Source organism: Tenacibaculum insulae (assembly GCF_964512435.1).
Classification (GTDB): Bacteria; Bacteroidota; Bacteroidia; order Flavobacteriales; family Flavobacteriaceae; genus Polaribacter; species Polaribacter insulae_A.
Map to the genome: position 1 here is coordinate 542,665 of NZ_OZ208512.1, position 14,289 is coordinate 556,953.

Consider the following 14,289-nt stretch of genomic DNA (forward strand, 5'->3'; position numbering starts at 1 on the left):
TTTCAACTAAAAAAACTATCTTTGTATCCATACCTAAAATAAAAAATCATGTCGCAAATTACTGAAACAGTTAATACTCAACAACTTTCTTTTCAAGATTTTAAAAACGAGGTTTTAAACGATTATCGCACTGCGCGTATAAGTAGAGAATGTAGTTTGCTAGGTCGTAGAGAAGTTTTAACAGGGAAAGCTAAATTCGGAATTTTCGGAGACGGTAAAGAAGTGCCGCAATTGGCAATGGCTAAAGCATTTCAAAACGGAGATTTTAGATCGGGATATTACCGAGATCAAACCTTTATGATGGCTATTAACCAATTAACGCCTATTCAGTTTTTTGCAGGTTTATATGGGCATGCCGACATAAATGTTGATCCTATGTCTGGTGGTCGTCAAATGGGTGGTCATTTTGCAACGCATTCTTTAGATGAAAACGGACAGTGGAAAAACTTAACTGCTCAAAAAAATTCATCGGCAGATATTTCTCCAACCGCGGGGCAAATGCCACGTTTATTAGGTTTAGCACAAGCTTCTAAAATTTATCGTAATGTAAAAGGATTAGAAAATTTTACTAATTTTTCTAATCAAGGTAATGAGGTTGCTTGGGGAACCATCGGTAACGCAAGTACTTCTGAAGGTTTATTTTTTGAAACAATAAATGCTGCCGGAGTTTTACAAGTACCAATGGTTATGAATGTTTGGGATGACGAATATGGTATTTCGGTTCATGCAAAGCATCAAACAACAAAAGAAAGTATTTCTGAAATTTTAAAAGGATTTCAAAAAGAAAATGATACCAATGGTTATGAAATTTTTGTTGTAAACGGATGGGATTATGTACAATTAATAGATATTTACAGTAAAGCTTCTAAAATTGCTAGAGAAAAACACATACCTGTTTTAATACACGTAAAAGAATTAACACAACCGCAAGGGCACTCTACTTCTGGATCGCACGAAAGATACAAATCGAAAGAGCGTTTACAATGGGAGCAAAATTTTGATTGTATTGCGCAAATGCGTAAATGGATTTTAGAATTTGAATTAGAAGATGAAAACGGAGGTGTTTTAAAATTTATTGATGGCGAAGAAGATTTAATAAATATTGAAAAAGAAGCAAAAAAAGAAGTTAGCAAAGCAAAACGTGATGCTTGGAGTGCTTATACAAACGAAATAAAAAGTGAGGTTACTGCTGCTGTTAATTTATTAGAAATTGTAGCTCAAAAAAGTAACAACGGTTCTTTTATAACCAAATATAAAAATGACTTAGCTGCAATTACCGAACCTATTAGAAAAGATATTTTAGTAGCTGCTCGTAAAAGTTTACGTTATTTAAAAGACGAGAATTTTGCAGAAAAAATAACATTACAAAACTTTATAAAATCAGCTATAGATACTGCTAAAGTAAAGTTTTCTGATCATTTATTAAGTGAAACTGAACTTGCTACACAAAACATTGTTTCTGAAGCACCAACTTACGCTGCTGAAAAAAACTTGGTAGATGCGCGAATTATTATGCGTGATAATTTTGATGCCATTTTTAATAAATATCCTGAAACTTTAATTTTTGGTGAAGATGCTGGTTATATTGGTGATGTAAATCAAGGTTTAGAAGGTTTACAAGAAAAATATGGCGAATTAAGAGTTTCTGATACTGGTATTCGTGAAGCAACTATTTTAGGTCAGGGAATTGGAATGGCAATGCGTGGTTTACGTCCAATTGCTGAAATTCAATACTTAGACTATTTATTGTACGCCTTACAAATTATGAGCGACGATTTAGCAACACTTCGTTACCGTACATTTGGTAAGCAAAAAGCACCATTAATTATCCGTACCCGTGGGCACCGTTTAGAAGGTATCTGGCATTCTGGATCACCAATGGGAGGAATTATAAATAACATTCGCGGAATTCATGTTTTAGTGCCAAGAAATATGACCAAAGCTGCTGGATTTTACAATACTTTGTTAGAAGGTGATGATCCTGCTTTAGTGGTTGAATGTTTAAATGGATACCGTTTAAAAGAAGAGTTACCAACTAATTTAGGTGAATTTAAAACTCCAATTGGTGTTGTAGAAACTATTAAAGAAGGTACAGACATTACCGTTATTTCTTACGGTTCTACCTTACGAATTGTAGAAGAGGCCGCTAAAGAATTAGTACAAGTTGGTATTAATATTGAAATTATAGATGCACAAAGTTTATTACCTTTTGATGTAAATCACGATACAGTAAAATCGGTTGCAAAAACAAACCGATTATTAGTTGTTGATGAAGATGTACCTGGTGGAGCTTCAGCATATTTATTACAAGAAATTGTTGAAAACCAAAACGGATACAAACACTTAGACAGTAAACCTCAAACATTAACAGCAAAAGCACACAGACCTGCTTATGGTACAGACGGAGATTATTTCTCTAAACCATCTGCAGAAGATATATTTGAAAAAGTATATGCAATTATGCATGAAGCAAACCCTACAAAATATAAAAGTTTGTATTAAGTAAAATCTCTTAACAAATCATTACCTATTGCGCATTGTAAACATCGTTTCTTTGCGCAATAGTTATTTTTAAGCTCTAATAAAGCTTGACTTTCAAAAGCATTTTTTGCTGTTAGTTTTAAATCGGAAAACTTAGATATTATTGAATTTTTTTCGGGTTTAATTTGCTGTAATAATTTAAAAATATGGATTTCATTTACTACTCCCCTATTTTGCTCGTACACAAACTTTAACGGAACAATAGTGTTTATCAATAACAAATCGATAAATGATTTTGTGAGTTTTTTTGATGATTTTTTAGATTCCGTTTCAAACGTATAATGAACTTTCCAAAAATCATTTACTTCAACAGAAAACAAGTTATAAAAATCTTCTATTTTTTTCAGTGCGATTAATTTAGAAAACAAATTTTGATGCTTAAAAAACAGTGCCACTAACTGTGCTATTCTAATGGTAGGAAAATTGCTAGGTCGCATTCTAAAAAACTGAAATTGATTCTTAGAAATTGGCTTTAAATTAAATTTATGTTGCAAATAATAGTATTCTTTTTTTTGTTGAGTAAAATATTCATCTTCTAAATCACTTTCAAAAAAACCAGCTTGCCCAAATAATAAGGCAGATAACTGTTGCTCTTCAAATCGAGTTTTTCGCAACACAGAAAAATCAAACGATTCTGCTAATCTTAAAAAAGCATCTCCGTTTATTTTTAATCCGAAGTTTTTAGCTAATAACAAGAATAAAACGGCTTCAAAATTATTGTTGGTTTTTATCAGTAATTCTTTTATTAAAGTCGATTTATTCTCTAATCGCTCAATATACAATCGCTCTAACCAGTTATTTATTAAAAACGAATCCACCGATTTTAATTGTTTCTCACAAGGAATCCAACGCAGTTGTTTAGAAAATAAATTTTGATAATTATTTAATAAACTTTCATCAATTAATGGTTTCAATTCAAGTGTTGGCATTGGTTTGTTATTTTTCATAAACACTTCGTGGTCATGCTGCCAAACTACGTGTAAAATTACGGCATCATAATTTTCATCCTCCTCGTGTTTATGCAAATACCAATCAGAAGAATTAATATGAATTTCAACATTTCCAACCCATAATTGATTGTTAATTTTTAATTGAGCATTAAAAAAATCGGGACCCGTATGTTTATTTAAAATACCCGATTTAACTATTTGAATAACTTCATTGTTAATGGATTTCAAATTACTTGAATCAAATAATTTGTATTGCCATAAAAAATGCAAAAAATCTTCTTTCATAACCGTAAATTAGCAATTATTTTACGACTATTAATTTATGAAAAATATTTTTAAATCACTTTTTATCAGCGGATTTCCTGTTTTTGCTTTGTTTATTTTTATTAAAACAGTTATAAATTCCAACTTTAATGGTAACCAAATAGGTTTGTTAATTTCGTCTATTACTATTGTTTTATTCTTTGCTATGCTATTTCTAAAACCTGTAGCCAGAACCACTAAAACACTTACTTTATACTCTGCTTTAATTGTTTTAGGTTTTGTTTTAAACCTGTTTAATTTTAATCAAACCTCACTTTTTACTGCAGTTCTTTTAGCTTTAGGATGGCTGGCTTATTTAGTTTGGTACTCTTCTTTTAATTTTAGAAACGATTCGGTTTTAGAAGTCGGAAAAACACTTCCTAATTTCACTCTTAAAAATGCGCAAGCAAAAAATATTACAATTAATAATTTAACTGGTAATTTTAAAGTTTTTATTTTTTACCGAGGCAATTGGTGTCCACTTTGTATGGCTCAAATTAAAGAAGTAGTTAACGAATATAAAGAGTTAGAAGCTAGAAATACAGATATGATTTTAATAAGTTCTCAACCACATAAATTCACCAAAAACTTAGCTGATAAGCATCAAGTTCCCTTTCATTTTTTAGTTGATGTAAATAATACTGTAGCTAAAAAATTAGGTATTCTTCATAAAAACGGACTGCCAGCTGGATTCCAACTTTTTGGTTACAATTCTGATGTTGTTTTACCAACCGTGATTATTACCGATAAAAACAACAAAATTATTTTTGCTGATTTAACCGATAATTATCGTGTGCGACCAGAACCCGCAACATTTATAAAAATAATTGATAATTATAAAGATTAAATTTATTGAAGCATCAATTTTTACAATCATAAAATACATGGTTATGTTAAAAGCAATTGTAATTTCGCTTCGCAAATAAATTCAAAAAAATGAATAGTATAGAAAGTTTACAATGGCGTTATGCTGTTAAAAAATTTGACGAAAATAAATCGCTTTCAACAGCACAAATAAATACATTAAAAGAAGCCTTTAATTTAACCGCGACTTCTTACGGATTGCAGCCAATTAAAATGGTGGTAATTCAGAATAAAGAAATTCAACAACAATTAGTTGCACATTCTTGGAATCAGCCACAAATAGCACAAGCATCTCATGTTTTAGTATTATGTATTCCTAAAGAATACACGCAAAAAGACGTTGAAAATTACTTTTCGTTGGTAAAAAAAATCAGAAATACTCCTGATGAAATTTTAAATCCGTTTAAAAAAATGCTTACTTCATCTATCAGTAATAAAACGCAAGAAGAATTAACTATTTGGAACAAAAATCAAGCCTATATTGCTTTGGGTAATTTAATGACGGTTGCTGCAAACGAACGAATAGACTCTTGCCCAATGGAAGGATTTATTCCTGAAAAATATGATGAAATTTTAAGCCTAAGCAAATACAATTTAACATCAGTTTTAGTGTTACCTGTTGGTTTTAGAGCCGAAGATGATTTTATGAAAGACTTAAAAAAAGTTCGTAAAAAAACGGAAGAAGTTATCATCGAATTTTAATACTCTTTGTCGCTTTGAGCGGAATAAAAAGATCTCTACTTCGCTCAAAATGGCATTTATTAAACTTATTACATTTAATTTATAATTACAAATTAGTACATTCGTAATTCATAATTTAACTGTATGCAACCATTACATATATTACTCCTTATTCTTGCTTATTTTGGTGTATTAATTCTTATTTCTTATATCACCGGAAAATCTGCAAACAACAACACTTTTTTTAAAGCCGATAATTCATCACCTTGGTATTTAGTTGCTTTTGGTATGATTGGCGCATCCTTATCCGGCGTTACCTTTATTTCTGTTCCTGGATGGATTGAAGGCCAACAAATGAGTTATATGCAAATGGTTTTCGGGTATGTTGTTGGGTATGCTGTAATTGGTTTAATACTATTACCGCTGTATTATAAATTAAATTTAACTTCAATTTACACGTATTTAGAAGATCGTTTTGGTATATTTTCTTACAAAACCGGAGCTTCATTTTTCTTGTTATCAAGAACCATTGGTGCTGCTTTTCGATTATTTTTAGTTGCCAATGTATTGCAATTAATTTTGTTTGATGCATACGGAATTCCGTTTTGGCTAACCGTAACCATTACCATTTTATTAATTTGGTTATATACTTTTAAAGGCGGTATAAAAACTATTGTTTGGACGGATACTTTGCAAACTTTATTTATGCTAATTGCCGTAGGCGTTTGTACTGTTATGATTAAAAATGAAATGAAAATTGACAGTTTATTCTCATATATATCTGAAAACAAACTCTCTAAAATGTTCTTTTTTGAGGATTGGAAAGCTGGAAATTATTTTTGGAATCGCTTTTTCTCTGGAGCATTTATTGCGATTGTAATGACAGGTTTAGACCAAGATATGATGCAAAAAAACTTGACTTGTCGTAATTTAGAAGACGCTAAAAAAAATATGTTTTGGTTTACAATCGTGTTAGTTATCGTTAATTTTTTCTTTTTAGCATTAGGGATTTTATTAACAGATTATGCTACTACAAACGAAATTAACGCTCATAAAGATCAATTATTTCCAACCATTGCCATGAGTGGTGATTTAGGTTTGGCAACCTCACTTTTCTTTTTACTCGGTTTAATTGCTGCCGCTTATTCAAGTGCAGATAGTGCTTTAACATCCTTAACCACTTCGTTTAGTATTGATATTTTAGAAATCGACAAAAAAGAAAATCAACAAGAAAAAGAAAGCATTCGTAAAAAAATACACGTCTTATTCTCACTCATATTAATCGCAACCATTTTGGTTTTTAAATATTTTATTGCTGATGCAAGTGTAATTGCTAAAATATTTCAATTTGCTGGCTATACCTACGGACCTTTATTAGGTTTATATGCCTTCGGATTGTTTACCAAACTAAACGTAAAAGATAAATTGGTTCCAATAGTTTGTATTTTATCACCTATTCTTACTTATATAATAAGTGTTTTTAGTAAATCGCAATTAAATTTCGACTTTGGATTCTTTGTATTAGTATTAAACGGATTCATTACTTTCTTAGGATTATTAGCTATAAAACAACATAAAAATGCCTAAAAAAGGAAAAGCAAAAAATACTGCTAATAAAGCGAAGCATACTCGTTTAATGAAACAGAAAGAAAATAAAGTAAAACTAGAAAAGCAGCGTAATAAAGAACGTTTAAAAGCGCTTGTAAAGAAAATAAACGAACAAAAAGAGAAAAAAAACTAAATCACTATTGCTTAGTCAAACAAAAAAATGAAAACACAAATTAAATTAATATTAAATTTCCATATTTGCTATATAATTATTGCTTTTATTGTAGCTTCATGCAGTACATCTTCTAAAAAAAATAAAACAGACTTTTGTTCAAGTATTCATCGAAACGATAGCATTACCCTTTCTAAGGAACTCAATGAATTTACTGAAATTATGCAAACAAAAACGGGTGTATATGTTTTAGAAGACGGTAGCGGATCAATGATTGCCAGAGCTTGGTTAACCGAATATGCCGAAAAGACTATTGATATTCAATATTTTATTTTTTCGACAGATAATGTAGGTCTTATTGCTTGTGATTATTTAATAAAGGCTGCTGATCGTGGCGTTAAAATTAGAATCATTGTTGATGACATTATGGTTGATTCAGACATAGAGGACATTCTTACATTTAATTCTCATAAAAACATTACTGTAAAAATTTATAACCCTGGTGTTAATTTAGGAAAGAATATTTTTCAAAAAATTCGAAAATTTACAACATATTTTAGATCTGCTAACCAACGTATGCATAATAAAACATTTATTGTTGATGGTAAAGTTGTAATTACAGGAGGTCGTAACATAGCTGATGAATATTTTGATTACGATCATGAATATAATTTTAGAGATAGAGATATTTTATTAATAGGAAAAGAAACTAAAGAAGTTAATAAATCTTTTGATGAGTTTTGGAATAGTTCACTCTGCAAAGATGTTACTAGTATAATAGAAAAACAGTCAGAAAATATTTTATTAGAAAACAGATTTGATAATTTACATGAATATGCCTGCAATCCTGCTAATTTTTGGCCACAGATAAGAGAACGAATTAAAAATTTACCTAATACATTTAACTCTATTAAAGAGTCAGGTAAATTAATATGGCTAGATGATGTAAATTTCATATCAGATATTCCTGGTAAAAATGATGGTACAAATGGATTAAAAGGAGGAGGTACATCAACCAGCGCTTTAATTAGTTTGATTAAAAAAGCTAAATCATCTATAGATATTCAAACACCATATTTAATCACTACTGAACTAGCTCAAAATCTTTTTAAAGAAGCAGTTGATAGAGGTGTGAAAATTAGAATACTTACCAATAGTTTAGCCTCTACAGATAATGTAGAAGCCTTTAGTAGTTATCAAACAGATAGAAAAAAACTATTAAATACAGGAATTAGAATATTTGAATTTCGTCCGGATGCAGCTGAACGCACAAAAATAATGACTGGTGAGCTTCAAGAAAAACTAAATCATAAACCAATTTTTGGTCTTCATGCAAAATCTATGGTTATAGATAATAAAACAACTGTTATAGGTACGTTTAACCTTGATCCTAGGAGCGCAAATCTAAATACAGAATGTATTGTTATTGTAAATTCTGAGAAAGTTTCAAAGAGTGTTTTAAAAGGTATGGAAGAAGAATTTAAACCTGAAAATTCATGGGAAACAACATTAAAATACAATCCAGACTCTGAAGTGAGTAATTATAAACGTATAAAAACTTGGACTAGAAAAATAATTCCAAAAAACATATTATAAAATTGACTAATGAATAAATACTACCTATTATTTTTCGTCCTATTTTTGAATAGTAGCTTTGCTCAAAACAAATATAAAGAAGCCGAAGGTTTTTATAACCTATCTGGCTTTGAAGTTTCTTCTGGTTTATATTTACTAAAGAATACTACTTTTTTTTATTACTCAATGTTTGGGAATGTTGACTTGAAAATATACGGAAACTATTCAATTTCTGATCAAAATAAATTAAAACTAATCCCTAATGAAGAATTAAAGAAAGAGTTTTATTTATTTGGCTTAAAAAATAATCAAATAAAAAAAGACATTATTATTTTACAATACAATAAACCTTTTTCTAAAAAAGCTGAAAAATTATTTATAAACACAAATACTAAGCTAACTAAGTTCCCTGAATTTAAGCAAGGTTCAAAAACTGTTTCTATAAACTTAAAACTACCTAAATCAAAAAAAATACAACTTGAGTTTAATGAATCAAAAACAACAATGATTAAGATTGTTAATGATTTTAATGACATAAAAATTTATCATAATTATTATGCTAACATGGTAAGTATGGTTTCAAAAATGTCTTTTAATTCAGAAAAGGGAACACTAACAAATTATAACTCCTCCAAAGCTACAAGAATTCAAAAAAAAGAAATTAATGATAAAACAAAGGAAAAAATAAACAACTACATTGAGTCTAGCAAAAAGAGAAAGACCATAACTAGGAAAGGAAAAATATATACAAAAATATAATATTTTTATATAAAAAAACCAAGTTAAAAAACTTGGGATTTTTTTGTTCGTAAACACTAAAACTATTTATCAATAGATCCTAAAACACGTTTCATAAAATTATTTAACGCTTCCTTTTTAGGTGTACCATCTTTTATCATTTTATCAACCTCAATAGCTCCATACATATTAGAAATTAGCTCACCAATAACATCTAGCTCTTCATCTTTTAAAGAAGAAACTTCTGTTAGTGCTTCTAACGTTTCTATGGTTTCTAATACGTAATCTTGATCGTTTTCATCAATAAAATTAGTTAAGTGTTTTATTACTGGTAGCTTCATAATTACAATACTTCGTTAACTAAATCTTTTAATACATCAAACTTGTTTGTTTGTGTTTGATTTACAAATTTACCATCAACAAAAGTTGCAAATGTTGGTAAATTACTTACGTCTGCTAATTTTCTGCTTTCAGGAAATTTTTCTGCATCCACAATTATAAAAGTCGCATTTTCATTTTCAGAAGCCAATTTTTTAAATTTTGGTTTCATAATACGACAGTTACCACACCAAGTTGCCGAATATTGCACGACTACTTTACTATTTTCTGAAACAATCTCAGCTAAATTATCTTGATTTAATTCTTGTACCATAATTTTTTAGTTATGTGAAAGGAGCCTATGTATTTAATCCCCAATTAGCACACAGACTTGGTTCCTTTCGTATAAATATTTTTAGTGAGAAGCTAAATATTCAGCAGTTCCTTTTGCGTTTGGTTTCATTGCATCTTTACCTTCTTCCCAGTTTGCAGGACAAACCTCTCCGTTTGTTTGTACGTGTGCATAAGCATCAATTAAACGTAAAAATTCATTTACATTTCTACCTACTGGCATGTGGTTAATTCCTTCATGAAAAACAGTTCCTTCTTCATCAATTAAATACGTAGCTCTATAAGTTACATTATCTCCAACAACCTGTACTGTTTGAGTAGCTTCATCAAAAACCTCATCAGAAATATCTAAAATTCCTAAGATTGATGATAAATTACGGTTGCTATCTGCTAATAAAGGGTAAGTAACACCTTCTATTCCTCCGTTATCTTTTGGTTGATTTAACCACGCGAAGTGCACCTCTGGAGTATCACAAGAAGCTCCGATTACAATTGTATTTCTTTTTTCAAATTCTCCTAAAGCTGCCTGAAAAGCGTGTAACTCTGTTGGACAAACGAAAGTAAAATCTTTTGGATACCAAAATAACAATACTTTTTTATTATTATTTTTAGCTTCTTCTAATACATTTACTTTGAACGTGTCTCCCATTTCGTTCATTGCATCTACACTTAAATTTGGAAATTGTTTACCAACTGCTGTTGCCATTTTTTATATTTTTTATTGATTAATATTCATTTTACAAGTACAAATATACCATCCTAATTTAGTTGAAAAGAAAATAATTAATGCTAATTTTTTATTTCAACATCAATTTTATTTATACTTTTTATTTTTGTAAATAAGTTTCAACTATTTACTTGCAAAAAGTTTTACATCATCTTCTGAAATCTCTTTTTCTCCTAAAATAAGCAAACGTTCTACTACATTTCGCAGCTCTCGTATATTCCCTGTCCAATCATATTCTTGTAATAATTTTACGGCATTTTTTGAAAACTCTTTTTTAGACATTCCTTGTTCTTTTGATATTTTATCAGCAAAAAAATCTACTAATAAAGGAATATCATCTCGCCTATCATTTAAAGCTGGTACTTTAATTAAAATTACTGCCAAACGATGGTATAAATCTTCACGAAAACGCCCTTCGGCTATTTCTTCTTTTAAATCTTTGTTGGTCGCTGCGACAATACGAACATTTACTTTAATATCTTTATCAGACCCAACACGCTGAATTTTATTTTCTTGTAAAGCTCGCAACACTTTTGCTTGTGCCGACAAACTCATATCGCCAATTTCATCTAAAAAAATGGTTCCGCCATTGGCAGCTTCAAACTTACCAGCTCTATCTTTATTTGCACCTGTAAAAGAACCTTTTACATGCCCAAAAAGCTCGCTTTCAATTAATTCAGACGGAATTGCAGCACAATTTACTTCAATCATAGGAGCTTTTACTCTTTCTGATTTTTCGTGCAACCAATGCGCCACCAATTCTTTTCCGGTTCCGTTAGGTCCCGTAATTAAAACACGTGCATCTGTTGCGGCTACTTTTTCTATAATTTCTTTAATATGAGTAATAGCATTACTCTTACCAATCATTTCGTAAGTTTTACTTACTTTCTTTTTTAGTCGCTTATTTTCTACCACCAATTCTTTTTTATCTAAAGCGTTACGAACGGTGTTTAGTAAACGGTTTAAATCTGGTGGTTTTGATATATAATCAAACGCACCTAAACGCATGGTATTTACGGCTGTATCTAAATCACCATGACCAGAAATCATAACCATTGGTGTTTCTGGTTTTATTTTTTTAGCTTTTTCTAGCACCTCAACACCATCCATTTTAGGCATTTTAATGTCACATAAAACTAAATCATAATCCGTTTTTTTAATCATTTCAATACCAATCAATCCATTTTCAGCTTCTTCAACTTGATAAGCTTCATTTTCTTCTGAAATGATTTTTTTTAAAACTCTGCGGATGGCAGCTTCATCTTCTATTATTAATATTTTTGCCATTTTTTTAGTAAATTTTCTTTTTAGTTTTTATCAAAATACAAGAATCGAGCCATTACTTATTTTTATCAATAATATGTATATCTCTTTGCGGAAACGGAATAGAAATATGATGCTCTCTAAACAAAGCGTCTATTTTAAATCGGATTTCACTTTGTGGTATTTGCGCCTGAAAACTATCGTTTAGCGTAAAAACCAATTTAAATTCTAAAGCACTATCTCCAAAATTTTCAAAAATAACTAAAGGCGCAGGGTGTTGGTATACCTTTGGATGCTCTATTGCTGCTTTTAACAATAACTTTTTTACCAACTGCGTGTCACTTCCGTAAGCTACTCCTACTTTTACGCTTTCACGTGTTGTAATTCCGTTTTGTGTCCAGTTATATAAACTATTTGTTAAGTATTTATGGTTTGGAATTACCAACACTTTATTATCAATTGTAACTGCTCTTGTGGTACGCAATTTTATCTCTTCTACCCTACCAACTTTACCGTCTAGCTCAATAATATCACCAACATGTACACTTTTATCAAGAATAATAAAAGCACCTGAAATGATATCCTGAAAAAAGGCTTGTAATGCTAAACCAACACCAATTAATAATGCAGAAGACGCAACTAATATAGCACTTAAATCTACCCCTGTTGACGATAAACTTATTGAAAAAACAATTAAATAAAGCAACCAACTTGCAAAAGAAAAAATAGTGTTAAATTTATTTTTATCCTGCTCTTCTAATCTACTTTTTACAAATTTTTTAAAATACCTAAGCGCGTATTTTACAATAAAAAAAACAATCATTAACAGTAAAATTGTTTTAACTGTAATGTCTATATCTTTTCCACCAATAGGAATTCGATAATGTAAAAACTCATTAAATTGCTTAAATATTTCTTTCATATAACTGTTTTTTTTATCCGTTATAACGAATCCATTTCCATAAATCTTTATACGTTGGTTTTTTACCATACATTAAAATACCAACTCTATAAATTTTGGCTGCTAACCAAACGATTAGCATAAATGTAAGAATTAACAACAACATAGATAGTGCTATTTCCCACCAAGCAACTCCAAAAGGAACGCGCATTAACATTACAATCGGACTTGTAAATGGTATGTATGAAAAAATTACTGATACTGGTCCATGAGGATCATTTATTACCGTTGCAAAACCAACATATACTGCCAAAATTAAAGGCAACATAATTGGCATCATAAATTGTTGTGTATCGGTTTCGTTATCTACAGCAGCACCAACTGCAGCAAATAATGAACTATATAACATATAACCACCTAAAAAGTAAAAAAGAAATAGTAAAAACATTTTTAGTAATGGTAATCTAAATATTTCTTTCACCAACATTTCGCCTTTACTACCTGCAGCTTGTTGCATAGCTTCTAACTGTTCTGCTGGCACTTTTGCCGTTTGCATTTCCATCATATCAATTCCAAAAACTGAAGATGCAATTAAACTAAACACCAAAAATAAAATACCCCAGATAAAAAACTGCAACAATCCTGCGGATGCATTTCCTATAATTTTACCCAACATTAACTGAAAAGGTTTTACAGATGACACAATTACTTCGATAATTCTACTCGTTTTTTCTTCAATAACACTTCGCATTACAGAAGTACCGTAAATCATTACAAACATCATTAATAAATATCCTGCTAAACCACCCACAGCAATTTTTAATCCGTTAATTAATTTTGATGATTTTTCGCCAGAAAAATTAAACATTTTAATGTCTGCCGAAATTCTAGATTCTTTAATATGTGCTAAATCAATTCCGAAACTAGTTAATTTTTCGTTGCGTAGTTTTTTATCAATTTTACTTTCTAAATTCCCCATAATAGACATACTTGGAGAATCTTTTGAGAAAAACTCAATTGAATTGGCAAGTATCTCTAAACTATCTTGTTTTGGTATGTATAAAGCTCCGTAATAATCACCTTCTTCCACCTTTTTTTTAGAATCGTCAATTCCTAATGCTGTAAAATCTTCGTACTTTATTGTTTTAGAATCGTTAAAAACATCTTTAGAAAAAACTCCAGATTCATCAACAAATACTATTTTTTTTACTTTTTCGTCGTTCTTTTTCATCAAGAAAAAAACCAACGCTCCCATACCAATCATTAATAGCGGACTTAAAAAAGTCATCATTATAAACGATTTATTTCTAACCTTGGCAATAAATTCGCGTTCTATAATTAATCGTAATCTACTCAT

14 protein-coding genes are annotated in these 14,289 nt (G+C 30.0%); 7 read left to right on the forward strand and 7 right to left on the reverse strand.

What is annotated here, in order from left to right:
* Positions 1 to 48: 48 nt before the first annotated feature.
* Positions 49 to 2,502 carry an alpha-ketoacid dehydrogenase subunit alpha/beta gene (locus ACN5J5_RS02450; protein WP_418645753.1) on the forward strand — a complete coding sequence of 818 codons (2,454 nt, stop codon included), beginning with the start codon at positions 49 to 51 and terminating at the stop codon, positions 2,500 to 2,502.
* On the opposite strand, the gene ACN5J5_RS02455 is transcribed toward ACN5J5_RS02450, so the two are convergent.
* Positions 2,499 to 3,776 carry a DUF2851 family protein gene (locus tag ACN5J5_RS02455; protein WP_418645754.1) on the reverse strand — a complete coding sequence of 426 codons (1,278 nt, stop codon included), beginning with the start codon at positions 3,774 to 3,776 and terminating at the stop codon, positions 2,499 to 2,501. The genes ACN5J5_RS02450 and ACN5J5_RS02455 overlap by 4 nt on opposite strands.
* Before the next feature lie 37 nt (positions 3,777 to 3,813).
* Between ACN5J5_RS02455 and ACN5J5_RS02460 the strand changes: the two genes are divergently transcribed.
* The 6 genes from ACN5J5_RS02460 to ACN5J5_RS02485 all read left to right on the forward strand — a co-directional run bounded on the left by ACN5J5_RS02460 (position 3,814) and on the right by ACN5J5_RS02485 (position 9,393).
* Positions 3,814 to 4,641, forward strand: a complete 828-nt coding sequence (locus ACN5J5_RS02460) for a peroxiredoxin family protein (RefSeq protein ID WP_418645755.1) — start codon at positions 3,814 to 3,816, stop codon at positions 4,639 to 4,641.
* Between the two features lie 89 nt (positions 4,642 to 4,730).
* A complete protein-coding gene (locus ACN5J5_RS02465; protein ID WP_418645756.1) occupies positions 4,731 to 5,360 on the forward strand; it encodes an NAD(P)H-dependent oxidoreductase in 630 nt (209 codons plus the stop codon).
* A 123-nt stretch (positions 5,361 to 5,483) separates the two neighbouring features.
* Positions 5,484 to 6,926: a sodium:solute symporter gene (locus ACN5J5_RS02470; RefSeq protein WP_418645757.1), complete on the forward strand. Its 1,443-nt coding sequence runs from the start codon at positions 5,484 to 5,486 to the stop codon at positions 6,924 to 6,926.
* Positions 6,919 to 7,080: a hypothetical protein gene (locus ACN5J5_RS02475; protein ID WP_418645758.1), complete on the forward strand. Its 162-nt coding sequence runs from the start codon at positions 6,919 to 6,921 to the stop codon at positions 7,078 to 7,080. Before ACN5J5_RS02470 ends, ACN5J5_RS02475 begins: the two co-directional genes overlap by 8 nt.
* Positions 7,081 to 7,107: 27 nt before the next feature.
* On the forward strand, positions 7,108 to 8,655 hold the full coding sequence (locus ACN5J5_RS02480) for a phospholipase D family protein (RefSeq protein WP_418645759.1): 1,548 nt from the start codon (positions 7,108 to 7,110) through the stop codon (positions 8,653 to 8,655).
* A gap of 45 nt (positions 8,656 to 8,700) precedes the next feature.
* Positions 8,701 to 9,393, forward strand: a complete 693-nt coding sequence (locus ACN5J5_RS02485; RefSeq protein WP_418645760.1) for a hypothetical protein — start codon at positions 8,701 to 8,703, stop codon at positions 9,391 to 9,393.
* A 62-nt stretch (positions 9,394 to 9,455) separates the two neighbouring features.
* Here ACN5J5_RS02485 and ACN5J5_RS02490 read toward each other — a convergent pair whose 3' ends face one another.
* From ACN5J5_RS02490 to ACN5J5_RS02515, 6 genes are all read right to left on the reverse strand, one after another.
* Complete coding sequence (locus ACN5J5_RS02490) at positions 9,456 to 9,713, reverse strand: DUF6952 family protein (protein WP_418645761.1); 258 nt, start codon at positions 9,711 to 9,713, stop codon at positions 9,456 to 9,458.
* Positions 9,714 to 9,715: 2 nt separating this feature from the next.
* The gene (locus ACN5J5_RS02495; protein ID WP_418645762.1) at positions 9,716 to 10,024 is read right to left on the reverse strand and encodes a thioredoxin family protein; all 309 of its coding nucleotides are present in this window, start codon (positions 10,022 to 10,024) and stop codon (positions 9,716 to 9,718) included.
* An 81-nt stretch (positions 10,025 to 10,105) separates the two neighbouring features.
* On the reverse strand, positions 10,106 to 10,747 hold the full coding sequence (locus ACN5J5_RS02500; RefSeq protein ID WP_418645763.1) for a peroxiredoxin: 642 nt from the start codon (positions 10,745 to 10,747) through the stop codon (positions 10,106 to 10,108).
* A 144-nt stretch (positions 10,748 to 10,891) separates the two neighbouring features.
* Positions 10,892 to 12,055 (reverse strand): sigma-54-dependent transcriptional regulator, encoded by a 1,164-nt coding sequence (locus tag ACN5J5_RS02505; protein ID WP_418645764.1) that lies wholly within the window; start codon positions 12,053 to 12,055, stop codon positions 10,892 to 10,894.
* Between the two features lie 52 nt (positions 12,056 to 12,107).
* Entirely contained in the window at positions 12,108 to 12,953 is an 846-nt protein-coding gene (locus ACN5J5_RS02510; protein ID WP_418645765.1) for a mechanosensitive ion channel family protein, read from the reverse strand.
* Positions 12,954 to 12,966: 13 nt separating this feature from the next.
* Positions 12,967 to 14,289 carry an ABC transporter permease gene (locus tag ACN5J5_RS02515; RefSeq protein WP_418645766.1) on the reverse strand — a complete coding sequence of 441 codons (1,323 nt, stop codon included), beginning with the start codon at positions 14,287 to 14,289 and terminating at the stop codon, positions 12,967 to 12,969.

Excerpts from the sequence above, each read along its gene's own strand:
- ACN5J5_RS02450 (WP_418645753.1), top strand. The coding sequence starts at position 49 with ATGTCGCAAATTACTGAAACAGTTAATACTCAACAACTTTCTTTTCAA.
- ACN5J5_RS02455 (WP_418645754.1), bottom strand. The coding sequence starts at position 3,776 with ATGAAAGAAGATTTTTTGCATTTTTTATGGCAATACAAATTATTTGAT.
- ACN5J5_RS02460 (WP_418645755.1), top strand. The coding sequence starts at position 3,814 with ATGAAAAATATTTTTAAATCACTTTTTATCAGCGGATTTCCTGTTTTT.
- ACN5J5_RS02465 (WP_418645756.1), top strand. The coding sequence starts at position 4,731 with ATGAATAGTATAGAAAGTTTACAATGGCGTTATGCTGTTAAAAAATTT.
- ACN5J5_RS02470 (WP_418645757.1), top strand. The coding sequence starts at position 5,484 with ATGCAACCATTACATATATTACTCCTTATTCTTGCTTATTTTGGTGTA.
- ACN5J5_RS02475 (WP_418645758.1), top strand. The coding sequence starts at position 6,919 with ATGCCTAAAAAAGGAAAAGCAAAAAATACTGCTAATAAAGCGAAGCAT.
- ACN5J5_RS02480 (WP_418645759.1), top strand. The coding sequence starts at position 7,108 with ATGAAAACACAAATTAAATTAATATTAAATTTCCATATTTGCTATATA.
- ACN5J5_RS02490 (WP_418645761.1), bottom strand. The coding sequence starts at position 9,713 with ATGAAGCTACCAGTAATAAAACACTTAACTAATTTTATTGATGAAAAC.
- ACN5J5_RS02495 (WP_418645762.1), bottom strand. The coding sequence starts at position 10,024 with ATGGTACAAGAATTAAATCAAGATAATTTAGCTGAGATTGTTTCAGAA.
- ACN5J5_RS02500 (WP_418645763.1), bottom strand. The coding sequence starts at position 10,747 with ATGGCAACAGCAGTTGGTAAACAATTTCCAAATTTAAGTGTAGATGCA.
- ACN5J5_RS02505 (WP_418645764.1), bottom strand. The coding sequence starts at position 12,055 with ATGGCAAAAATATTAATAATAGAAGATGAAGCTGCCATCCGCAGAGTT.
- ACN5J5_RS02510 (WP_418645765.1), bottom strand. The coding sequence starts at position 12,953 with ATGAAAGAAATATTTAAGCAATTTAATGAGTTTTTACATTATCGAATT.
- ACN5J5_RS02515 (WP_418645766.1), bottom strand. The coding sequence starts at position 14,289 with ATGAGTAGATTACGATTAATTATAGAACGCGAATTTATTGCCAAGGTT.